The sequence below is a fragment of the Mitsuokella jalaludinii DSM 13811 genome (genome assembly GCF_000702905.1).
Lineage (GTDB): Bacteria > Bacillota > Negativicutes > Selenomonadales > Selenomonadaceae > Mitsuokella > Mitsuokella jalaludinii.
Genome location: NZ_JNKR01000002.1, coordinates 175,935 through 198,723, shown reverse-complemented (window position 1 = coordinate 198,723; position 22,789 = coordinate 175,935). Strand labels below are relative to the sequence as shown.

At 62.8% G+C, this 22,789-nt stretch carries 13 protein-coding genes, 1 tRNA gene and 2 pseudogenes; 7 read left to right on the top strand and 9 right to left on the bottom strand.

Translation table 11 applies throughout. The features are described 5' to 3' along the window. Positions 1-31 precede the first annotated feature (31 nt). From hypE to T518_RS03030, 7 genes are all read right to left on the bottom strand, one after another. The gene (gene hypE / locus T518_RS03060; RefSeq protein ID WP_248617144.1) at positions 32-1,081 is read right to left on the bottom strand and encodes a hydrogenase expression/formation protein HypE; all 1,050 of its coding nucleotides are present in this window, start codon (positions 1,079-1,081) and stop codon (positions 32-34) included. Continuing rightward, complete coding sequence (gene hypD, locus T518_RS03055) at positions 1,078-2,139, bottom strand: hydrogenase formation protein HypD (RefSeq protein ID WP_036374952.1); 1,062 nt, start codon at positions 2,137-2,139, stop codon at positions 1,078-1,080. Before hypD ends, hypE begins: the two co-directional genes overlap by 4 nt. Beyond that, entirely contained in the window at positions 2,136-2,354 is a 219-nt protein-coding gene (locus T518_RS03050) for a HypC/HybG/HupF family hydrogenase formation chaperone (RefSeq protein WP_036374949.1), read from the bottom strand. Before T518_RS03050 ends, hypD begins: the two co-directional genes overlap by 4 nt. A 37-nt stretch (positions 2,355-2,391) precedes the next feature. Further along, positions 2,392-4,737, bottom strand: coding sequence for a carbamoyltransferase HypF (gene hypF, locus T518_RS03045; RefSeq protein ID WP_036374946.1), 2,346 nt, complete (start codon positions 4,735-4,737; stop codon positions 2,392-2,394). Next, the gene (locus tag T518_RS12095; protein WP_072003561.1) at positions 4,734-7,241 is read right to left on the bottom strand and encodes a nitrogenase component 1; all 2,508 of its coding nucleotides are present in this window, start codon (positions 7,239-7,241) and stop codon (positions 4,734-4,736) included. The genes hypF and T518_RS12095 overlap by 4 nt, the downstream gene beginning before the upstream one ends. Positions 7,242-7,292: 51 nt before the next feature. After that, on the bottom strand, positions 7,293-8,042 hold the full coding sequence (locus tag T518_RS03035; RefSeq protein WP_036374943.1) for a nucleotide-binding protein: 750 nt from the start codon (positions 8,040-8,042) through the stop codon (positions 7,293-7,295). A gap of 169 nt (positions 8,043-8,211) precedes the next feature. Next, positions 8,212-9,378 (bottom strand): FprA family A-type flavoprotein, encoded by a 1,167-nt coding sequence (locus tag T518_RS03030; protein WP_036374940.1) that lies wholly within the window; start codon positions 9,376-9,378, stop codon positions 8,212-8,214. Positions 9,379-9,573: 195 nt separating this feature from the next. Between T518_RS03030 and T518_RS03025 the strand changes: the two genes are divergently transcribed. From T518_RS03025 to nifJ, 5 genes are all read left to right on the top strand, one after another. Further along, positions 9,574-10,863, top strand: coding sequence for an efflux RND transporter periplasmic adaptor subunit (locus T518_RS03025; protein ID WP_036374937.1), 1,290 nt, complete (start codon positions 9,574-9,576; stop codon positions 10,861-10,863). Next, entirely contained in the window at positions 10,860-13,937 is a 3,078-nt protein-coding gene (locus tag T518_RS03020; protein ID WP_036374934.1) for an efflux RND transporter permease subunit, read from the top strand. The genes T518_RS03025 and T518_RS03020 overlap by 4 nt, the downstream gene beginning before the upstream one ends. Positions 13,938-14,471: 534 nt before the next feature. Continuing rightward, positions 14,472-14,548: transfer RNA gene (locus tag T518_RS03015), tRNA-Pro, on the top strand. A 112-nt stretch (positions 14,549-14,660) separates the two neighbouring features. Beyond that, positions 14,661-16,049 carry an amino acid permease gene (locus T518_RS03010; protein WP_036374931.1) on the top strand — a complete coding sequence of 463 codons (1,389 nt, stop codon included), beginning with the start codon at positions 14,661-14,663 and terminating at the stop codon, positions 16,047-16,049. A 207-nt stretch (positions 16,050-16,256) separates the two neighbouring features. Continuing rightward, complete coding sequence (gene nifJ, locus T518_RS03005; RefSeq protein WP_036374927.1) at positions 16,257-19,781, top strand: pyruvate:ferredoxin (flavodoxin) oxidoreductase; 3,525 nt, start codon at positions 16,257-16,259, stop codon at positions 19,779-19,781. Between the two features lie 338 nt (positions 19,782-20,119). On the opposite strand, the gene T518_RS03000 is transcribed toward nifJ, so the two are convergent. Continuing rightward, positions 20,120-21,295 (bottom strand): class I SAM-dependent methyltransferase, encoded by a 1,176-nt coding sequence (locus tag T518_RS03000; protein ID WP_036375110.1) that lies wholly within the window; start codon positions 21,293-21,295, stop codon positions 20,120-20,122. Positions 21,296-21,529: 234 nt separating this feature from the next. Between T518_RS03000 and T518_RS12425 the strand changes: the two are divergent. Beyond that, positions 21,530-21,847: pseudogene (locus T518_RS12425) on the top strand (ESPR domain-containing protein); the annotation flags it as partial. Positions 21,848-21,988: 141 nt separating this feature from the next. Here T518_RS12425 and T518_RS12300 read toward each other — a convergent pair. Continuing rightward, on the bottom strand, positions 21,989-22,246 hold the full coding sequence (locus tag T518_RS12300; protein WP_244881877.1) for a hypothetical protein: 258 nt from the start codon (positions 22,244-22,246) through the stop codon (positions 21,989-21,991). Here T518_RS12300 and T518_RS12420 point away from each other — a divergent pair. Continuing rightward, positions 22,196-22,717: pseudogene (locus T518_RS12420) on the top strand (hypothetical protein); the annotation flags it as partial. The gene T518_RS12300 and the pseudogene T518_RS12420 sit on opposite strands and share 51 nt — an antisense overlap. Positions 22,718-22,789: the final 72 nt, after the last annotated feature.

Here is a 22,789-nt window from a genome sequence, read left to right as displayed (position 1 = left end):
CTCAATCTGTCAGCAAGTATCAGGGAATCCATCAGCAGATGCGCGGCAGGAGTTCGCCCGACGGCTCGGGCAGCAGGGGCTTCGTGCCGATCTCGGTGTTCAGGACGACCCGGCCCGAGAAATCCGGCGTGACTCTGCCGATGACGGCGGCCTGGCGCGAGTCGGGCAGGGTGCGGAGGACTTCGACGAGCGTCGGCGCGATGGCCTGTGGCGCGAAGATGACGAGGCGTCCCTCGCAGGCGAGGTAGAGCGGCTCGAGGCCGAGCAGGCCGCAGACGCCGCGCACTTCGGGCGCGACTGGGATGGCTGGGGTATTCAGTTCGATGCCGACCTGGCTCTCGGCGGCAATCTCGTGCAGGACGGTGCCGACACCGCCGCGCGTGGCATCGCGTATCGTGTGGATGGCCGCCCGGTCGGGGATCGCGTCGAACATGGCCTTGACGGCAGCGGCGAGCGGCGCGCAGTCGCTCGTGATGGCGGCGTCGATGGCGAAGTCGCGGCGCGCGACGAGAATGGCGGCCCCATGGCGGCCGATGTCGCCCGTGACGATGATGGCATCGCCCGCTTCGGCGCGCGAACCGGAGGGATGAGCGCCCTCCATGCACTCGCCGATGCCCGTCGTCGTGATGAAGACCTTGTCGACCTGGCCGCGCCCGGCGACTTTCGTGTCGCCCGCGACGATGCGGACGCCGGCCGTCTTAGCTGTCTTGGCCATGGCGGCCGCGATGGCCTCGAGATCCTGCAGCGGAAAGCCCTCCTCAATCTGGAAGGCGCAGGAGAGATAGCGCGGCACAGCGCCCATGCAGGCGAGATCGTTGACCGTGCCGCAGATGCTGAGCTTGCCGATGTTGCCGCCGGGGAACTGCCAGGGCGAGACGATGAAGCCGTCCGTCGTGAAGGCGGCCCTGCCCGCGGCAAAGGAACCGACGGGCAGGATGGCCGCATCGTCGGCGGTGAAGTCGGGGTTCTGGAAGTGGCGCGCAAAGACGCGCGCGATGAGCGCTGCCGTCTGGCGGCCGCCGGCACCGTGAGCCAGCGTGATGCAGGCATCCCTGTCGCTGTGCATATCGTCTGTTGTCATGCAAAATTCCTCCCAAGTCCTCCGTAGAGATAGTAGGCCGAGCAGGCACCTTCGCGCGAGACCATGCAGGCGCCGATGGGGTGGTCCGGAGTGCAGGCCCTGCCGTAGAGCGGGCAGTCCACCGGCCGTTCGAGCCCCTGCAGGATGGCACCGCAGTGACAGGCGGGATTTTCCCGCCCGCTCATCGACGGCAGGGAAAACCGCACCCTGGCATCGCGCGGCGCGAAGGCGGAGCGTATCTTCAGGCCGCTCGCCTTTAAGGTGCCGAGGCCGCGCCAGATCGCATCGCACGGCTCCATGTACGTTTCGACGAGTGCACGGGCAGCCGGGTTGCCCGCGGGGCGCACGACGCGCGGGTAGGCGTTGACGAAGAACGGCTCGCCGCTTCGCGATTTCTCGAGGATGACGGCCAGTGCCGTCAGGAGCTCGCTGGCCGTAAAGCCGGCCACGGCGCCCGAGATGCCCTGCTGCGTCAGGGACTCTGGCAGGCTTGTGCCTGTGATGGCACAGACATGGCCGGGATAGAGGTAGGCATCCGTGTGGCTGGCCATCGCCTCGTAGGCAGCCGGCATGGTCTTGTTGGCCGTCAGCAGCGAGAAGTTCGCGATGTCCTGTGCTTCGGCCCGCTTGAGTGCCAGGCAGGCGGAAGGCGTCGTCGTCTCGAAGCCGACGGAGAGAAAGACGACTTCCTCTCGGGGATGCTCCTCTGCGTAGGTGACCGCGTCGAGCGGCGTGTAGACGACCTGGATGCGGGCGCCGCGGCTGCGCGCCTCGGCGAGACTGCCAGCCGTGCCCGGCACGCGCACGAGGTCGCCGAAGGTGCAGATGGTGGCATGGCGCTCTTCAGCAAGGAAAATTGCCTCATCGATGTAGGAGACGGGCGTCACGCAGACGGGACAGCCCGGCCCCGAGATGAGCTCGACATTCTCGGGCAGCAGGCTGCGGATGCCGAGGCGGAAGATCTCGTGCGTGTGAGTGCCGCAGACCTCCATGATGCGGATTTTCGGCCCGCGATACCCCGTGATGATGGCGCGGGCCTTTTCGATAGCGGTATTCATTCGGCGTCCTCCACATCGCGTAGGACCTCGTCCGTCTCTTCTGCGTCCTCTGCGGTGATCTTGGCGATAGCAAGTCCCGCGTGGACCATGACGTAGTCGCCGGGGTCGATGTCAGAGAGCAGCTCTGCCGAGACTTCGCGGCGGGCGCCGGAGGCGTCGACGAGGGCCATGCCATCCTGGATGCGCACGACTTTAGCGGGTAAACCAACACACATGATAAGACTCCTTTCGTATCAATCCGATAAAATAGAATCAGCTTTCTTGCAGGGCGTACATGGCAAAGGCGGCCTGGCCGACGCAGATGCCGCCGTCGTTTGGCGGCAGCAGGCTGTGCAGCAGGACCTTGAAGCCTGTGGCTTCGAGGCGCTCCTTTGTCAGGCGCGTCAGCAGGAGGTTCTGGAAGACGCCGCCGCTAAGGGCGACGGTGGTGACGCCTGTCTGCTGGCGCGCTCTCTCGCAGCCTGCACCAATCATTGCGGCGAGCGCATCGTGGAAGTGGTAGGCGAGCGCTTCGTCCGGGCTGCCCTCCTGGTGCAGGGCAGTTAACTCGGCGAAGAGCGCTGTCGTCGGCAGCAGGAAGCGGCCGTCTGCTGCCTCGTGCAGCGTGTAGTGGAGGTCCTCCGCTGAGCCCTCCCCGCGTTCGGCCGCAAACTGCAGGGCCATCGAGGCCTCGCCCTCGAAGGTGGCACTGTGGCGCAGGCCCAGGAGGGCGCTGACGCCGTCGAAGAGGCGCCCGGCGCTCGTCGACTCGATGCAGTTGACGCGGTGCTGCAGCATGAAGGACTGCGCGGCGAATTCCTTCTCGTCGCAGAGGCCGAGCGCGAGGCACTGCTCCTTCCAGGCCGCATCGATATCTGCTGGGCTGCTGCCCTGCAACTCTCTCATCAGGCTGTCCCTGAGTAAGCTGACGGCGATGCGCCAGCCTTCGCGCGAGGCGCGGTCGCCGCCGGCTTGCTGGAAGGGCTCGACCGAGCCGAGCCGACGGAAGCCCCTGTAGTCGGAGAGCAGGAACTCGCCGCCCCAGATTGTGCCGTCTGTGCCGTAGCCCGTGCCGTCGAACGAGACGCCGATGACGTGCTCCTGCCAGTCGTTCTCGACCATGCACGAGAGGATGTGCGCGTAGTGGTGCTGGACTTTGAGCAGGGGCACGCCTGATTTTTTGGCGAGCTCCTCGGCGACGGTCACCGTGTTGTAGCGCGGGTGCAGGTCGCAGGCGATGGTCGCGGGCTTGTTCTCGAGCAGGGATTCCATGAGCTGGACGGAGTCCTTGAGCGCGAGCACGGTGCGCAGGTCGCTCATGTCGCCGATGTAGGGCGAGGGGTAGAAGAGGTGGTTGCTCGCGAGGCAGAAGGTGTTCTTGAGTTCGCCGCCGATGCCGAGCACCTGGCCTTTGAGCGGTGCGCTGAGCATGAAGGGCAGCGGGGCGAAGCCGCGGCTGCGGCGGATCATGTAGGGCTTTCCCTCAAACCAGTCCATGACGGAATCGTCGGCGCGCAGGCGGATGCGGCGGTCGTGCGAGAGAATGACGTCACAGAGCGGCGCGAGCGCTTCCTGTACTTCTTCGTCGTTGTGGCAGATGGGCGCGCCCGAGGGGTTGCCGCTCGTCATGACAAGCATGGCGGGCACCTCTGACGTGTCCCCAGGGTAGTCGAAGATCAGCATCTGCACCGGCGCGTACGGCAGCATGACGCCGACCTTGGGATTGCCCGGCGCGACGCTCGGCGCGAGTGGGCTGTCCTTGCGGCGGCGCAGCAGCAGGATGGGCTTCTGGTGCCCCGTCATCATCGCCTCTTCGCCGGGCTCGAGGTGGCAGGCGCTCCGCACGGCCGCCTCGTCGCGCATCATGACGGCAAAGGGCTTCTGCGGGCGGTGCTTGAGCGCGCGCAGCCGCTTCACGGTTTCTTCACTCGTCGCATCGCAGGCGAGGTGGAAGCCGCCGATGCCCTTGATGGCCGCGATGCCGCCCGCAGCGAGGACGCGGCGTACTTCCTTGATGGCAGCGGCCCCTCGCACCGCCTCATGGCCGAGCAGGTAGACCTCGGGGCCGCAGTCATTGCAGCAGACGGGCTGCGCATCGTAGCGGCGGCTCTCGGGCGAGACGTACTCCTCGTGGCAGGCCTCGCACATCGGGAATTCCTTCATGCTCGTGCGCTCGCGGTCGTACGGCATGGCCTCGAGGATGGTCAGCCGCGGGCCGCAGGCCGTGCAGTTGATGAAGGGGTGCAGGTAGCGGCGGTCGTGCGGGTCGAAGAGCTCCGCGCGGCACTTGTCGCACGTCGCGATGTCGGGCGAGACGAAGATGTCGCCGCGCTCCTTGGCACTCTCGATGATGGAAAAATCCTCGTAAGGCGCGGCATTGTCATCGGTCACATCGTGCACGTCGACCTTGAGGATGGCCGCGCGCTCCGGTGCTTGTTCCGGGATGCCCGCGACGAATTGCTGCAATGATGCGTCCCTGCCCTCGGCGAAGACTTCGACATAGGGGCCTTTGTTGCAGACCGTGCCGCGTATCCGGCAGGCGTCGGCCAGTCGGCTCATGAAGGGGCGGAAGCCGACGCCCTGCACGATGCCGTAGATCTTGATGTTCAAACGTTTCATAGCTCTCTATCCTTGCTTGCTGTATTCACTGTGGTATTGCGCCCTGAAAGGGCGAAGTGCGGCAGGTCGATGACGGCGCCGCCGAAATCCTCCGGCACGGCGCGCGCGAGCAGCCTGTCGCCGATGACGACGGCTTCTGGATGCGCCTGCAGATAGCGGTGAAACTCCTGCTCCGCGCGGAAGCAGCAGTCTCCTGGCTGCGCTAAGGCGCGGTCAAGCGCAAAGAAGGTGCCGACAGTCAAAGCCCTTCCGGGCAGCTCGGGGAAGCGCTGGCAGATGGCGCGGCGCAGTGCATTGGCGAGGACCTGCTGGTGCACGATAAGGATTTCCCTGTGTGCGTCACTATCCATCACGCTGTCGAGACGGGCCAGCAGCGTCGCAAATACCTTGCGGATAAAGGCGGGCGGCAGCTCGGCTCTGACGGGGATGCTGGCTTGGCGTCCGAGGCGGCGCGCCGCCTTGAGACCGCTTGGCGAGACGGCGAGAATGCTTTGGAGCTTCGCGGCCTGCTGGAAGTCTTCGAGCTTGTCGAAAAAGAGGACAGGCCCGTCCGCATCCCGGCACAGCGTCTCCCGAAGTGCTTGACGCTCGCCCTTCGAGAAGTCAAGCGGCGTCAGGCCGAGCACGCCGAGGCCGGAGCGGGGCGCGCCGGCGGGCAACTCAGCCGCGAATTCCCGCACGAGTGCATCGTAGGCGGCCCCGGCGCCTCTGTCGTAGAGGTGGGTGCCATCCGTGCGCACGGCAATGGCGGGCAGAGATGTATTCTTCTCGATCATGCGGCAGAGCGCGCGGAAGTCGGTCGCGATGATGGCGGGCACGGGCGTGCCGACGAGCCCGACGAAGGAGACGGGCAGGCAGGCTGCTGCCGCGCGCACCTTCTCGACGAGATGCTCGTCGCGCCCCATGATGGCGTCCATGTCGCGCAGGCCCGCGCTGAACACGGCCGAGGGCGTGCCGCCCTCCTGCCAGCGCGGCTCGTCGAAGCCGCAGATGTTGCCCGCGCAGCCGCCTGCATCGACGATGACTGTCATGCCGCCGAGCGGGTAGAGCACCGAGGCAGCGCCAGCTGTGTCCGGCGCGAATGGCGGCAGGGCGAGCGAGAGCTTTGGTATGGGGGAGACGGGGCGATGCGGGTCATCAGTCTCCGCCTCAACTTTTTTCTCTGCCGCGCCTGAGCTCTCCTGACGCATAGCATTCTTCATATTTTCAAAGAGAGCTTGGGCAGCCTGGTAGCCGAAGGGCTGCACAGCGTCGTTCCACGGCAATTTCTTGGCATGGGGGTGGAGCGCGCAGGCATCTGCGCCGATGGCAAGTGATACGGCGGCGTCCTCCCGGTAGTGCAGCATGGCCGGCTCCAGCGTGGAGTAGATGCGCGTTGCGGGTGCGAGTTTGGCGAGCTGGCGGATGTAGAATGCGTCGGCAGCGGTCGGCACGGCGAAGAGCTCGCGGACGGCGAGGCCGCGGCGCACGAGTGCCAAGGCGAGCTCGAAGGGATTGGCATTGAGCCGGCTGCCGATGGCGATGACCGCCTTCTTGCCGTACTGCGCGCAGAAGTCGGCAGCGGCCTGCTCGGCGTGCTCGCGCTCGTTCTCCATGGCGATAGCCTCTGCTCCCAAGCCGAGGATGTGCGCGAGTGCCCTGTACTGGTTTGCGATCTTGTCGGTCGCGTAGAGGCGGCGCAGGCGTATGGCGGGGATGCCGATACGCTTCTCGAGGGCGAGGGCGGCGCTCATCGCCTCGTCGGCGAGCACGAGATTGAAGTTGGCCGCGGCCAGAGCTTCAAAGTCGCTGTATGTCTGGCAGCGGGCGAGCTCGGCGACCTTGCGGATGCCCGCACGCTCGAGGAGTGAGAAGAGTTCGGAGTCTGCCGCGACGGGCGTGAAGAAGCCGAGAAGATTGGCCTGGCGCGGATCTTTTCGGCGCGGCTGCAATAGGCCGTAGATCGTCTCGCGCACGGCCTGCATCGGCGGATGTTGGCTATCGCGCGTCAGCGCGTACATGTAACAAGGGCGAACGGGCAGGCCGACAGCTGCTTCAGCCTTGCGGCAGACGCGCTCCATGTCCGTGCCGAGCAGCGCGTCGACGCAGGTCAGGCAGATCATGACGACAGAGGGGCGCTCCGCCCGGCTGGCGACAAAGGCGCGGACGGCCTCGGGAATCTTCGTCAGGTGGCTGCCTGTGACGATGTCCGTCTCGTCGAGGGCTAGGTAGGCGAAGCGCTCGCCGTAATGGCCACTGCCCGAGAGCGCCGCCGTGTTGCGGCCGCAGCACCCGGGCGAGACGAGCAGCATGATGCTGCCCGGCACGCTGAGCCCCGCGCGCTTGACGCCAAAGCCCTGCGCGCCCGGCGAATTGAAGTCGATGGCGGCAGGCGTGTTGCAGATGAGATGCGCGTCGGTGCGCAGCTCATCTGGCATGGCCTGCTTGCCGTCGAGGCGGGCGGCAAGCTCCTCGGCCGTGATGAAGTACGCCCCGTATTTCTGCTTTGCATCCTGTTCGTTCATGATTCACCGTCCCTCATTTTTTCGGTACACCATTCTCCCTTTTTCGTTCTTTCAGGTTTTCAGGATATCGTTTGCAAGTGCGAAGAAAGCCTGGCTGACGGGGTCGTCCGGCGCGTACTCGACGACGGTCATGCCGCGTTCTTCGGCCTCGCTGATCGCATCGCTGCGCGGGATATCCGCGAGGATGGGCAGCTGATGTGCCCGCGCGAACTCCTGGACTTTCTCTTCCTCGCGTGGCACATTGCGGCGGTTCAGCAGGACGCCGCGGACCTTGGCATAGCCGCGGTCGGCGAAGTTCTCGACGGCCGTCGCGATGTTGTTGGCCGCGTAGAGCGCCATCTTCTCGCCGGATGTCACGATCAGCACGTCCTCCGCATAGCCCTCGCGGATCGGCGCGGCAAAGCCGCCGCAGACGACGTCGCCGAGCACGTCGTAGAGCACGACGTCCGGCTGCTCCCGCTCGAAGAGCTCGAGGTCCTCGAGCAGGTTGAACGTTGCGATGATGCCGCGCCCTGCGCAGCCGAGTCCCGGCGTCGGCCCGCCCGTCTCGATGCAGAGCACGCCGCCAAAGCCGCGCGCCGAGACTGTCTCGAGCGAAGCGGGCTCTTCATCGAACTCCCGCATGTAGCCCATGACGGACTGCAGCGGCTTGCCGCCGAGCAGGTTGATTGTCGAATCCGCCTTCGGGTCACAGCCAATTTGGATGACCTTCTTCCCCTGCATCGCCAGTGCCGCCGCCAGATTGCTCGTCAGCGTCGACTTCCCGATGCCGCCCTTCCCGTACACCGCAATTTTCTGCATGATACCCCTCCTTTAAGATAACTATCTTCTATTATAAAGCCATTGTTCCAGATTTGCCATGTCAAATCCTCTGCTGCTATTGCTTTGCCATTCCGTTTTTCCAGAGAAACTGTCAATAAAAAAACCGCCGGAGGGCGGTTCTTCTTTTTTCCTGCTTGTTCCTGCGGGCTCACTCAATGATCGTGTGGACGGCCTCGCGCAGGGCTTCGAGGGTGTCCTTGTCCGGGGTGTTGAGCAGGCGCTGCTTGTCGAGGACGATGTCACAGCCGGCGGCTTTGAGCTCGTCTTCGACGAGGGCGATGCTCTGGCCGCCCCAGCCGTAGGAGCCGAAGGCGAAGGCTTTGTGGCCTTTGGCGGTGAGGCCCTTGAGGTAGCAGAGGAAGGAGGCGACGGTCGGCAGCATCTGGTTGTTGATGGTCGGGGAGCCGACGGCGAGGTATTCGCTCGTGAGGATGTCGGTCATGATGTCGGAGAGGGCGTTCTCCTTGAGGTCGTAGAAGACGGCGGGCACGCCTTTTTCCTGGAAGGCTTCGGTGATGGTGCGGGCCATCTGCTCGGTGGAGTGCCACATGGTGTCGAAGACGACGACGGCGCGCTTCTCGAGGGTGCCTGTGGACCATTTCTCGTAGAGGTCATGGATCTCCTGGACGTGGGAGCGCCAGATGATGCCATGGCCCGTTGCGATCATCTCGATGTCGAGCCCTTTGAGCGCCTTGAGGGCGGCCTGTGCCTGGCGGCCGTAGAGCGTGAGGATGTTGGCGTAGTACTTCTTGGCCTCGTAGTAGAGCACGGAAAGGTCGTTCTCGTCGTCGAAGCGGCTGCCGGAGGCGAGGTGCTGGCCGAAGGCGTCGTTGGAGAAGAGGATCTTCTCCTCGGGGCAGTAGGTGACCATGCTGTCGGGCCAGTGGAGCATCGGGGTCGGCACGAACTGCAGCGTGCGCTTGCCGATGGAGAGCGTGTCGCCAGCCTTGACGCCCTCGTACGTCATGTCGCCGTAGCGCGCCTTGAGGCCCTTGAGTCCCTGCGGGATGCTCGTGATGACTTTGGCGTTCGGGCAGTGGGCCATCATGAAGGGCAGGGCGCCGGAGTGGTCGGGCTCGACGTGGTTGGAGATGATGTAGTCGATCTTAGAAGGGTCAATGACAGAGGCGACGCGCTCGAGGAGCTCTTCCTTGAACGGCTCCTTGACGGTGTCAATGAGGGTGATTTTCTCGTCGAGGATCAGGTAGGCGTTGTAGCTCGAGCCGCGGCTCGTCTCGTAGCCGTGGAAGCTGCGCATGGACCAGTCGATGGCGCCGACCCAGTAGATATCTTTGCGGATTTCAACTGCTTTCATGATGGTACCTCTTTCTTTGGGTATTTCAAGGCGGAGGGCCTTAAATTTTCACATTATGCCTCTATTTTATATCGACTTCATTATCTTGTAAATATCGATTGTCACATTTCACAAGATGTCGTATTCCGAAAATGAGTAGAATTTTATATAATAGAGGGAAACAGTCAACCGATAATCAGGAAGGGATGTGAGGATATGCGCCATCAATCCGGTCAGCTGGGGCGGATGGACAGGAAGAGGCTCGCCGCTGTGGGGGCAGTCTGCTTCGTGCTGCTGGCGCTGGCCCTGCGCGCCTACATGGGCGGGGGCAGCGAGGAGAAGAAGAAGGTTTCGCACGGCAGGCCGCTCGTCAAGGTGGTGACGGTCGCGCGCGCGGACATGATGCGCCACATCGCGCTCTCGGGGCAGACGGTGGCGGATGCAGATATCCCGCTTGCGCCGAAGTACACGGGGCGCGTCACGGAAGTGCGCGCGAAGCTCGGCGACGAAGTGAAGGCCGGCGATGTGCTGATGGTGCAGGATACAGGGGACCTCGACATCTCGATTGCCGAGAACGCGGCAGCTGCGGGCGCGGCGCAGGCCGATGCGCGCGAGGCGCGGGCCTCGTACGACGCGAACTACCTCAAGGCGCGCAACGACCTCGATCTCGAGCAGAGCAAGTACGAGCGCAACGAGTACCTCTACTCGATCGGGGCCATCTCGCAGGACACGCTCGACAAGGTCAAGCAGGAGTACCTGGCCTCGAAGGCGGCCTTCGATGTGCTGGCGGACCAGGTCGAGGGCGGCAGTGCGGCGAGCGTCGAGTCGAAGGCCTATACGGCAGAGAAAGCACAGCACGCGACGGCGGCGCTGCGCCGCCAGCGCGAGGACATGTACCTGCGCGCGCCGCGCGCGGGCGTGATCGGCTACCGCAATGCGGAGGCCGGCGCCATCGTCTCGGCCGGCACGAAGGTCTTCTCGCTCGTCGACACGAGCCACATCAACGTCGACTGCACGATCGCGGAGGCAGATGCCGCCATCCTCAAGGCGGGCCTGCCCGTCGAGGTGACGATCGACGCGCTCGGCGAGGACTATGCGGGCGAGATTGTCTACGTGAGCCCGGCGATGGACGAGGCGAGCAAGACGTACCAGGTGCGCATCGAGCTGACGGACGAGGCGGCGCGCGAAACGATCAAGGCGGGCCTCTTTGCCCACACGGCCGTCGACATCCTGCAGCGGCGCGCGACGCTCTGCGTGCCGAAGGAAGCGCTGCTCTCGCGCACGGGCCGCCAGGTGCTCTTTGTCGTGCGCGAGGACGGCACGGTCGAGGAGCGCGCGGTCAAGGTCGGCCTGATGAACGATGCGGAGGTCGAGATCCTCGATGGCCTTGAACCAGGCGATACGGTCGTCGTGACGAATCAGGACAAGCTGCAGGACGGCAAGAAGGTCGAGATGGAGCCGTATGAGGGCGAGGACAGCAGCGATGACGAGGCGAGTGCATCATGAACATGACACGCCTTTCCATCAAGCGGCCGGTCGGCATCTCGATGATCGTCGCCTTCTTTGTCGTGCTCGGCCTCTACAGCTATTACCGCATCGGCGTAGAGCTCCTGCCGGCGCTCAACACGCCGTACGTGACGGTATCGGTCAAGTACCCGGGCGCGAGCGCGGAGTCGGTGGAGCAGGAGGTCGTCAAGCCGGTCGAGGACGCGCTGTCCTCGGTGTCGGGTGTCAAGAAGATCACCTCGACGGCGAGCTATGAGCGGGCGCGCGTGACGCTCGAGCTCGACTTCGCGGCGAATGCCGACACGGCGGCCATCGACGCGAGCAAGAAGGTCGAGGCCATCGCCAACAAGCTGCCCGACGAGGCCGACTCGCCCGTCGTCATCAAGCGCGACATGAACGCGAAGCCAATCGTGGAGCTCGCCGTGCTCTCGAATCACAGCCTAGCCGACACCTACACGGAGACGGACAACGTCTTCTCGGAGGTCATCCAGCAGGCGGGCGGCGTCTCGGAGGTCGAGCTGCACGGCGGCCGCGACAGGGAAGTCGCCATCGATGTCGACCGCGAGAAAATGGCGGCCTACAAGCTGACGCTCGCCAAGATCGCCGCGGCCATCAAGGATGAGAACCAGCTCGTGCCGTCGGGCTCTGTCTACACGGAGACGACGAAGTCGGACGTGCGCGTCGTCGCGCAGTTCCAGAAGCCCAGCGATATCGAGAAGGTGCAGGTGGAGAACACGGCGGGCAAGATGATCCCGCTGACGGCCGTCGCGACTGTCCGCGAGCGCGAGGCCCGCACGGAGCGCTACGGCCGGCTCAACGGCGAGGATGCCATCAATGTCCTCATCTACAAGAACAGCGACGCCAACGTCGTCGAGACGGCGGCCAACATCATGAAGAGCGTCGAGAAGCTGCGCAAGACGTATCCCGATTACCAGTTCGTCGTCGTCTCGAATGACGCCGACTACGTCCGCGACTCGCTGCACAGCACGATGAACACGCTCATAGAAGGGCTCATCACGACGGGCCTTGTGCTCTTCTTCTTCCTGCGCGGCTGGCGCTCGACGGCAGCTGTCATGATCGCGATTCCGACCTCGCTCATCGCGACGTTCTTCGTCATGTACCTCGCGGGCTTCACCTTCAACATGATGTCGCTGATGGGCATGACACTCTGTGTCGGCATCCTCGTCGACGACTCGATTGTCGTGCTCGAGAACATCGTGCGCCACCTGAAGCTCGGAGAGGCGCCCGATACGGCGGCCGAGAAGGGGCGGACGGAGATAGGCATGGCGGCCATCGCCATCACGCTCTGCGACGCCGCCGTCTTCATGCCGATCGCCTTCATGCAGGGCATGACGGGCCAGTACTTCCGCCAGTTCGGCTTGACGATCGTCTTCGCCGGCGCCTTCTCGCTCTTCGTTTCCTTCACCCTGACGCCGATGCTCGCCTCGCGCTTCTTCCGCAAGGGCTACCACCCCGCGAAGAACCGCGCCTTTGCCTTCATGGACCGCGTGGAGGCGCGGGCCGAGCGCCTCTACGTCGAGGTGCTCAATTGGAGCCTGCGCCATACGAAAAAGCTGCTCCTTTCCATCCTGGCCGTCTTTGCTGCTGTCGTCGCCCTGGTGCCGCTCGGCCTCGTCGGCATGGAGTACATGCCGCAGACGGATGAGTCGAGCTTCACCGTCAACATCCAGGCGTCCGTCGGCTCTTCGTCGGCCGAGACGAACCGCGTCGCCGAGCGCATCGAGGGCAGGCTCGCCGAGATCCCTGAAGTCAAGTACTACATGACGCAGGCGGGCGGCAGCACGGCCTATGAAGGCCGCATCAAGGTCCAGCTCGTGGACCGCCGTGAGCGCAGCCGCACCGTCTGGCAGGTCGCCAACGATGTGCGCGCGTTCGCCGCCGGCATCAAGACGGCCGACGTGCGCGTCGCCGAGACACAGACGAATGTCGCCGGCATCGCGGGCGGCGGGGGAGCGAAGAACGGCGGCGGCGCCCTGCAGGTCGAGCTGCGCAGCAACGACGGTGCGGCGCTTGACGCGGCCGCCGAGAAAGCCATGGACACCCTGCGCGCCATCGACGGCGTGACGGACGTCAACTCCTCCTATGTCGAGGGCATGCCAGAACTGCGCCTGACCGTCGACCGCGAGAAGCTCAAGGCCTACGGCACCTCCCTGCAGGACGTCGACACAGCCTTTGCGAGCGCCATCTCTGGCCTCTCTGCCGGCGAGCTCAAGAGCGACCCCAGGAACGGCGGCCAGGACACCGCGATCAAAGTCCGCTTCAAGGATGCCGACAGCTACAAGGCCTCCGACATCGCCCGCGTGCCGCTTTCCGCCTCCGGCAAGCTCATCTACCTCGGCGACGTCGCCGCCATCCAGAACGGCAGGGGACCCGTCACCATCCGCCGCGTCAACAAGCAGCGCTCCGTCGCCATCGGCGCCAACCTCAGCGGCCGCCCCATGGGCGATGTCACCCGCGATGTCAAGAAAGCCTTCGCCAAAGCCGACCTCGGCGATAACGTCACCTACCAGTTCAAAGGACAGGCCACCCGCATGGACGAGACCTTCAGCGAGCTGCTCTCAGCGCTCTTCCTCGCCCTTATCCTCATCTACATGCTGCTCGCCGTCCTCTACGAATCCACCATCACCCCCTTCATCCGCATGTTCTCCCTGCCGCTCGGCCTCATCGGCTCCATCCTCATGCTCTTCCTCACGCACAACACCCTCAATCTCTTCTCCATGATCGGCATCCTCGTCATGGACGGCATCGTCGCCAAGAACGGCACCCTGCTCATCGACTACACCCTGACCCTCATGGATCGGGGCAAGAGCCCGCTGGAAGCTGTCATCGAAGCCGGCCGCGTCCGCCTCAAGCCGATCTTCATGACCACCATCACCATGATGGTCGGCATGACACCCATGGCCCTCGCCATGACCCCCGGCTCCGAATCCCGCGTCTCCATGGCCTGGGTCATCATCGGCGGCCTCCTGACCTCCACCGTCTTCACCCTGATCGTCATCCCGATCATCTTCCTGTTCTTCGCCAACCATAAAAAGGCGAGACAGGTAAAGTAGGGAAGAGAAGGTAATCAAAGACGAGCCGAGTCGGGGACGCAGCGCAGCGTCCGTCCCCGACCACAAGCCTAGCTTCCAACCGAAAAAACGGACGCAGCTAGGGGCGGGGGGACCTGTTCCGCCTGCAGGAGCGGAGTGACCGCCCGCAGGGCTGGCCCTCAAACGGTACCTCGCAAAGGCAGTCGATGAAAACCGCCGCGGCAGGAGGCGAACCCGCCTCCATGCACTCCGCAAAATGAGGGCCATTTAGCGGAGCGGCAAGTCGAACGGACGCAGCTAGGGGCGGGGGGACCTGTTTCGCCTGCAGGAGCGGAGTGACCGCCCGCAGGGCTGGCCCTCAAACGGCACCTCGCAAAAGCAGTCGATGAAAACCGCCGCGGCAGGCGGCGAACCTGCCTCCATGCACTCTGCAAAATGAGGGCCATTTAGCGGAGCGACGAAGCCGAAACAGGTCCCCCCGCCCCCGCAACCAAAACTTTTTTCAAATTCCCCCTTGCCAAACCCCGCGATTTACGCTATACTAATCTACGTTGTCGGGATGTGGCACAGTTTGGTAGCGCGCATCGTTCGGGACGATGAGGCCGCAGGTTCGAATCCTGTCATCCCGACCATTTACAAGAGAGCAGAGACCAGTCCAAGCGGGCTGGTCTTTTTTGTTGCCCTAATCCATCATTGATGATAAAATGTATACCTGTAATGCCCAATAGAAGGAGTTGTTGTATCGTGAATATCTTCCGGACCAAGAGCATCGCCGAGTACAAGGCCGATGCCCACCAGTCCCACCTCAAGCGCGCCATGGGCTCCCTTGACGTCACCTTGCTCGGCATCGGCGTCATCGTCGGCACTGGCATCTTCGTCCTGACCGGCGTCGCTGCCGCCAAGTACGCCGGCCCGGCGCTTATGCTGTCCTTCCTACTCGCCAGCATTGCCTGCGGCTTCGTCAGCATGGCGTACTCCGAGCTCGCCAGCATGGTGCCCGTCGCCGGCAGCGCCTACGCCTACGCCTACACCTCCGTCGGCGAGTTCTTCGCCTGGCTCGTCGGCTGGAACCTCGTGCTCGAGTACTCTGTCGGCGCCAGTGCCGTCGCGGGCGGCTGGTCCGCCTACGTCGTCGGCCTCCTCAAGACCGCCGGCATCGAGCTGCCGGCCGCCTGGACGAGCGTGCCGGCCGACGGCGGCATCGTCAACCTGCCGGCCGTGCTGATCACGCTCTTCCTGACCTTCCTGCTCGTGCGCGGCGTGCGCGAGAGCGTCACGGTCAACAAAGTGCTCGTCGGCGTCAAGCTCGCCGCCATCTTCCTGTTCTTGTTCCTCGCCGCGCCGTCCGTCGACCCGACGAACTGGGAGCCCTTCATGCCGTTCGGCTTCTCCGGCGTCTCGGCAGGCGCCGCTGTCATCGTCTTTGCCTACCTCGGCGTCGACTCCATCGCGACGGCGGCAGAGGAGACGAAGAACCCGGCGCACGACATGCCGACGGGCATCATCGCGTCGCTGCTCATATGCACGGTGCTCTACATCGCCGTGACGGCCGTCATGACGGGCAATGTGCCCTATACCGAGCTCGACAACGCCGAGCCGGTCGCTTTCGTGCTGCGCCAGCTCGGCTACCGCTTCGGCTCCGCGCTCGTCGGCACGGGCGCCATCGCGGGCCTCACGACGGTGCTGCTCGTCATGATGTACGCGCAGACGCGCGCCTTCTTCGCCATGAGCCGCGACGGCCTCATCCCGCAGTCCATCTGCAAGGTCCACCCGCACTTCGCGACGCCGCACCGCATCACGATCATCGTCGGCCTCGCCGTCGCTGTCATCAGCGGTTTCACGCCGATCAACGTCATCGCCGAGATGTGCAGCGTCGGCACGCTCTTTGCCTTCATCGTCTCGTCCGTCGGCGTCATGATCATGCGCAAGAAGTACCCGGACCTTGCGCGCCCGTTCCGCTGCCCGGCCATCTACGTCGTCGGCACGCTGGCCATCGTGAGCTGCGGCTACATCATGTACAACCTCTCCTCGATGACCTGGGAGCGCTTCTGGATCTGGAGCGCCCTCGGCATCCTCGTCTACTTCCTCTACGGCTACCGCCACAGCCGCGAGAACAAGCAGGGCGAGGCCTGATCCCGCCTGGTGTGCAGTCTGCCTGTACAGATGACGGCAGGGAAGTGGGTGTGAGGAATATATCTTTACATTTTTTTGCATAGCACGTATAATGAAATCTGATGGCACTTCAATCTTGCCATCAGGTTTTTCTATTTATTCCTGACTATGCGATGGGGGACAGGCCCCATCTGTCAAATCCAATATCAGAGGGGAGTAACAAAACACATGAGCAAAAAGATGAAAACCATGGACGGCAACACAGCTGCCGCCTACATCTCCTATGCTTTCACCGACGTCGCGGCGATCTACCCGATCACGCCGTCCTCGCCGATGGCTGAGCATGTAGATGAAATGGCTGCCAAGGGAGCGAAGAATCTCTTCGGCCAGAAGGTCAAGGTCATCGAGCTGCAGTCCGAGGCCGGCGCTGCCGGCGCTGTGCACGGCTCGCTGCAGGCCGGTGCACTGACGACGACGTACACGGCTTCCCAGGGCTTCTTGCTGATGATCCCGAATCTCTACAAGGTAGCCGGCGAGTTGCTGCCGGGCGTCTTCCACGTCTCCGCGCGCGCACTCGCTGCCAACTCCCTGAACATCTTCGGCGACCACCAGGATGTCATGGCCGCACGCCAGACGGGCTGCGCCATGCTCGCCGAGGCGAGCGTCCAGGAGGTCATGGACCTCTCGGCCGTCGCGCATCTCGTCGCCATCAAGGGCCGCGTGCCGTTCATCAACTTCTTCGACGGCTTCCGCACGTCGCACGAGATCCAGAAGATCGAGACGATCGACTACGAAGACCTTGCAAAGCTTCTCGACTGGGATGCCGTCAAGGCCTTCCGCCGCCGCGCGCTGAACCCGGACCACCCGGTCCTGCGCGGCTCCGCGACGAACCCGGACATCTACTTCCAGTCGCGTGAAGCGGCCAACAGCTTCTACGACGCGCTGCCGCAGCTCGTCGAGGAGGCCATGGCTGACCTCGCAAAGGTCACGGGCCGCGAGCATCATCTCTTCGACTACTACGGCGCGAAGGATGCCGACCGCATCATCATCGCCATGGGCTCCGTCTGCCAGACGGTCCAGGAGACGGTCGACTACCTCAACGCGAAGGGGGAGAAGGTCGGTCTCTTGAACGTACACCTCTACCGTCCGTTCTCCATCGAGCACTTCTTCAAGTTCCTGCCGAAGACGATCGAGAAAGTCGCCGTCCTCGACCACACGAAGGAGCCGGGTTCGCTCGGCGAGCCGCTCTACCTCGATGTTAAGGCAGCCTTCTACCATTCTGACATGCACCCGACGATCATCGGCGGCCGCTTCGGCCTCGGCGGCAAGGACACGACGCCGGACCAGATCTTCGCCGTCTTTGAAGAACTCAAGAAAGACGCGCCGAAGGACGGCTTCACGATCGGCATCGACGACGATGTCACGCACACGAGCCTGACGCCGGCGCTGACGGATGTCGACCTCACTCCAGAGGGCACGACGGCCTGCAAGTTCTGGGGCCTCGGCTCCGACGGCACGGTCGGCGCCAACAAGAGCGCGATCAAGATCATCGGCGACAAGACGGACATGTACGCCCAGGCGTACTTCGCCTATGACTCCAAGAAGTCGGGCGGCATCACGATGTCGCACCTGCGCTTCGGCAAGTCCCCAATCACGAGCCCGTACCTCATCAACAAGGCCGACTTTATCTCCTGCTCGCAGCAGTCGTACGTCTACAAGTACGACCTGCTCGCCGGCCTCAAGAAGGGCGGCACGTTCCTCCTCAACACGGTCTGGAGCGACGAGGAGCTCACGAAGCACCTGCCGGCGGCCATGAAGCGCTACATCGCCAAGAACGAGATCCAGTTCTACACGGTCAACGCTGTGTCGATTGCCAAGGGCCTCGGCCTCGGCGGCCGCTTCAACATGGTCATGCAGTCCGCGTTCTTCAAACTTGCGAACATCATCCCGATCGAGACGGCCGTGACCTACCTCAAGGAAGCCGTCGTGACCTCGTACGGCCGCAAGGGCCAGAACATCGTCGACATGAACAACGGCGCCATCGACCAGGGCATCGAGGCCCTGCACAAGGTCGAAGTGCCGAGCTCGTGGGCTGATGCCGAAGACGAGCCGCAGGAGAAGCGCGACCTGCCGGAGTTCATCACCGAGGTCCAGGAGGTCATGAACCGCCAGGAAGGCGACAAGCTGCCGGTCTCGAAGTTCGCCGGCGACCGCGCCGACGGCACGTACCCGCTCGGCGGTGCCGCCTACGAGAAGCGCGGCACGGCCATCAACGTGCCAGTCTGGAACGCCCAGAAGTGCATCGGCTGCAACAAGTGCTCCTACGTCTGCCCGCACGCCTCCATCCGCCCGGTCCTCACGACGGACGAAGAGCTCGCTGCAGCACCGGATGGCTTCCCGTCCAAGGAAGTCCGCGCCGTCAAGGATTACCACTTCACGGTGGCTGTCTCCACGATGGACTGCCTCGGCTGCGGCAACTGCGCGCAGGTCTGCCCGGTCAAGGCGCTCGACATGACGCCGCTTGACGACGACCTCAAGGCAAAGCAGGCTTACTTCGACTACGGCGTCGACACGGAGAAAGTCGCGCCGAAGAAGAACCCGATGAAGAAAGAGACCGTCATCGGCAGCCAGTTCGAGCAGCCGCTCATCGAGTTCTCCGGCGCCTGCGCCGGCTGCGGCGAGACGCCGTACGCCAAGCTCATCACGCAGCTCTTCGGCGACCGCATGATGATTGCCAATGCCACGGGCTGCACCTCCATCTGGGGCGGCAGCGCACCGGCCATGCCGTACACGACGAACGCCAAGGGCCACGGCCCGGCTTGGGACAACTCCCTGTTCGAGGACAACGCAGAGTTCGGCCTCGGCATGTTCCTCGGCACGCAGTCCGTCCGCAACGGCCTCGCCGATGACGCCAAGAAGGCCATCGAAGAAGGCCTTGGCAGCGAAGACCTCCAGGCAGCCCTCAAGGACTGGGTAGAGAACCTCGACAACGGCAACGGCACGCGCGACCGCGCCGACCGCCTCGAAGCCCTGCTCGCAGCCGAGAAGGGTGAGGATGAACTCCTCAATAAGCTCTACGAGAACCGCGACTACTTCGTCAAGCGTTCCCAGTGGATCTTCGGCGGCGACGGCTGGGCTTACGACATCGGCTACGGCGGCGTCGACCACGTCCTCGCCTCCGGCGCAGACGTCAACGTCTTCGTCTTCGACACCGAAGTTTACTCCAACACCGGCGGCCAGGCATCCAAGGCAACGCCGGCAGCAGCGATTGCACAGTTCGCCGCCACGGGCAAGAAGACCCGCAAGAAGGATCTCGGCCTCATGGCCAAGACCTACGGCTACGTCTACGTCGCCCAGGTCGCCATGGGCGCAGACCAGAACCAGCTGCTCAAGGCCATCACCGAGGCCGAGGCTTATCCGGGCCCGTCCCTCATCATCGCCTACGCACCGTGCATCAACCACGGCATCCGCAAGGGCATGGGCTGCAGCCAGCTCGAGGAGAAACTCGCCGTAGAGTGCGGCTACTGGGCAAACTACCGCTACAACCCGCAGCTCGTCGGCACCGACAAGAACCCGTTCAGCCTCGACTCCAAAGAGCCAGACTTCTCCAAGTTCCAGGACTTCCTCATGGGCGAGAACCGCTACATCAACCTCAAGCGCACCTTCCCAGAAGCAGCCGAAGCCCTCTTCGAGAAAACCCAGCGCGACGCCGAAATCCGCTACAACAACTACAAGACCCTCGCCGGCAAATAATCGCCAGCAGGGCATAGAAAAAGACCTGTCCATTTGGACAGGCCTTTTTTATTTGCCAATGTTTCGCGAACCAAGTCAAGGCAATCGCGCAATGGGGCAGGGGGGGGCCCCGAGCGCCCTCGTTTGCAGTAGCGTACCTTCAGCGCAGGGATGGATTCCGCCTGCAGAAGCGAAGTGACCGCCCGCAGGGCTGGCCCTCAGTCGCATGCGCAAGAGCAGTCGATGAAAGTCCGCCGCGGCAGGCGGCGCACCGCCTCCATGCACACAGCCGAGATGAGGGCCATTTCAACGGAGCGACGAAGCCGGAATCCATCCCTGCGCGCCACCGGAACCGCTCCTTAATACCAGCGTGTCATCGGCAGCTCATTGTTGTTGCCCTTCGTCATCAGCACCTGGTGGATATCGATGTACCCGATGTAGAACGCCGCCGCACACCCCGCGAGATAGAGATCCCACATCCGCACGAACGACTCGTCCTTCCAGCCCGCGACCACATCGTGGACCTTGAGGAAATTGTGGTACCAGCACATCAGCGTCCGATAGTAGTGGCGCCGCAGGCTCTCCACATCGAGCACGCGGAAGTCCGCATCGTAGGCGTGCGAGATGAGCTCGCGCAGCGACGGCAGCGTCCCGCCCGGGAAGATGTACTTGCGGATCCACGGCTCCGATACCACCTCATCGTGGCCCGTGATCGTGTGCAGGAGGAAGATGCCGCCGTCCTTCAGCAGGTGGTTTGCCGTCTCCATGTACGTCGCGTAGTTCGACCGGCCCACATGCTCCATCATGCCGACACTGACGATGCGGTCGAAGATCAGCCCCTTGTCCTCAAGGTCGCGGTAGTCCACGAGCTCGATCTGCACCTGGCCCTCGAGCCCCTCCGCCTTGATGCGCTCCTGGCCCTTCTTCCACTGCTCCTTGCTGAGCGTGCAGCCGTAGCCCTTGACGCCGTACTTCTTCGCCGCCTCGATGAGCAAAAAGCCCCAGCCGCAGCCGATGTCTAAGAGCGTCATGCCCTTCTTGAGGTAGAGCTTCTCGAGGATGTAGTCCACCTTGTTGCGCTGCGCCTGCTCGAGCGTGTCGTCCTCGTGCTTGAAGTACGCGCACGAATAGCTCATCGTCGGGTCGAGCCAGAGCTTGTAGAATTCATTGCCCAAATCGTAATGGGACGAGACCTCCTTGGCCTGGTCCTTCTTCTTCTCCGACATGTAGAGGATGTTGCGCAGTCCCTTGCGGTCGAGCGAGAAGCGGTCCGCCTGCTCGAGGAACGTGCAGAGCATGTGGAAGAGGTCGCCCTCGATCTCGATGTCGCCGCGCATGTAGGCCTCGCCGAGCGCCAGCTCCGTCGATTCCAGGAGCTCCTTCTTCGGGACATCCTTGTGCACGATTACCGTGAACTCCGGCTCACCCTGACCGATCGTGTACTCCCGGTCGTGCAGCTTCACATTGAAGCAGTGCTTGTCGAAGTGATTGAGATAGTGAAGCAGGAAATCATCCATGAGTTTCTGGAAATGCATCAAAAAAATCTCCCTTCTGCTGGGAGCCACCTCATGTGGCTCTCTCAAGTGTTTCAGGAATCTTCGACATCGTGCAAGCAAAATCCTCTTTTGAGTAAAAAGAGCGGGAAGAAGGACCCTCATGCTGCATTCTGTTCCTGCAACAGCGAAAGACGCGAGAAAGACTCCGAATAGACCGCTTGTTTGGAGCAATGTTAATCGAACGTGATAAAAGTCAAAGAAGATAAGGTATATATGTCGAAATCGCATTGCTTCATTAAGGGTACACGTGACTTTTATTTTAAAATGATGTATGATAATAATAAAAACATAAAGTTTGTAACAAGATGGATTGCAACTTTACAATGGAACCGGTTTGTTGAGCACGGCATAGGCCAGTCATGGAGGACACGCTCCACATCCGGCGACACAAGGGAAATCAACACGAGAAGAACTAAAAATATGTCGGATGGGGGAAGCAAGATGAACCACATTTACAAAGTCGTATGGAGCAAAGTCAAGAACTGCTACGTCGTCGTCTCCGAGATTGCCAGAAATGGCGGCAAGGAGCACTCCAGACATGCCAAAAAGATGCCGGGAGGTGTGTACATACTGCCGCTGGCCCTGGCCCTGAACTTCGGCCTGCCGTCGTCCAGCCAGGCCGCCCAGGCAGCAGAGGATACGACCATCGACCTCGGCAACGACGGTTCCACATCATATGATGGAAAGGGCGATCTTGTCATTGGCAACGAGGAAACTGTCGCCACCAGCGATGCCACAAAGGCCGACAAGGACAGTGCGGGAAATCTGGTATACAATTACAAGAAAGAGGACAACACGGACGAACTCTATTCCGTCACCCTCTATCAGGCTGCCAGCAACTCCATTGCCGCTGGTACGGAGGATACGGATGCCGTCAACGTGGCCCAGCTCAAAGCCGCATTGAGACAGACCGGCACCGGCACCATCCACGATTACAGCGTCAACTCTACTAACACCACGACCGATACCAACTATAATTACGATGCCGATACCGGCAGCAATGCCCTTGCAGCCGGTGTCAGCGCCAAGGCAACTGGGGTGCGCTCTGTAGCTGTTGGTAATGGTGCGAAGGCACAAGGGGTAGACTCTATTGCCATTGGCACGAATGCTGTCGCAACTGGACAGGGAGCGATGGTCATTGGCCAGTATAATACTGCGGAAGGCCAGAACTCGCTGGCTTTTGGCGGCGGCTATAATGATGCGAACAAAGGGAACAAAGCCAGCAGCACAGCATCAGTTGCTTTTGGCGAAGGTTCGTGGGCAGTGTCTGAGGGATCCGTTGCTTTTGGCTATGGCACCCAGGCAGGCAATACGATAACAGATAAAAATGGCAAGTATACCGGCCAGAATGCCGTGGCTTTTGGTAACGGAACCAAGGCGCTTGGCGGACGTTCTCTGGCTTTTGGTGAAAACACAACAGCTAACTATAATGATTCTGTGGCCTTTGGCAATGGAGCTGCTGCTTTTTCCAGC

Excerpts from the sequence above, each read along its gene's own strand:
- hypE (WP_248617144.1), bottom strand. The coding sequence starts at position 1,081 with ATGACAACAGACGATATGCACAGCGACAGGGATGCCTGCATCACGCTG.
- hypD (WP_036374952.1), bottom strand. The coding sequence starts at position 2,139 with ATGAATACCGCTATCGAAAAGGCCCGCGCCATCATCACGGGGTATCGC.
- T518_RS03050 (WP_036374949.1), bottom strand. The coding sequence starts at position 2,354 with ATGTGTGTTGGTTTACCCGCTAAAGTCGTGCGCATCCAGGATGGCATG.
- hypF (WP_036374946.1), bottom strand. The coding sequence starts at position 4,737 with ATGAAACGTTTGAACATCAAGATCTACGGCATCGTGCAGGGCGTCGGC.
- T518_RS12095 (WP_072003561.1), bottom strand. The coding sequence starts at position 7,241 with ATGAACGAACAGGATGCAAAGCAGAAATACGGGGCGTACTTCATCACG.
- T518_RS03035 (WP_036374943.1), bottom strand. The coding sequence starts at position 8,042 with ATGCAGAAAATTGCGGTGTACGGGAAGGGCGGCATCGGGAAGTCGACG.
- T518_RS03030 (WP_036374940.1), bottom strand. The coding sequence starts at position 9,378 with ATGAAAGCAGTTGAAATCCGCAAAGATATCTACTGGGTCGGCGCCATC.
- T518_RS03025 (WP_036374937.1), top strand. The coding sequence starts at position 9,574 with ATGCGCCATCAATCCGGTCAGCTGGGGCGGATGGACAGGAAGAGGCTC.
- T518_RS03020 (WP_036374934.1), top strand. The coding sequence starts at position 10,860 with ATGAACATGACACGCCTTTCCATCAAGCGGCCGGTCGGCATCTCGATG.
- nifJ (WP_036374927.1), top strand. The coding sequence starts at position 16,257 with ATGAGCAAAAAGATGAAAACCATGGACGGCAACACAGCTGCCGCCTAC.
- T518_RS03000 (WP_036375110.1), bottom strand. The coding sequence starts at position 21,295 with ATGCATTTCCAGAAACTCATGGATGATTTCCTGCTTCACTATCTCAAT.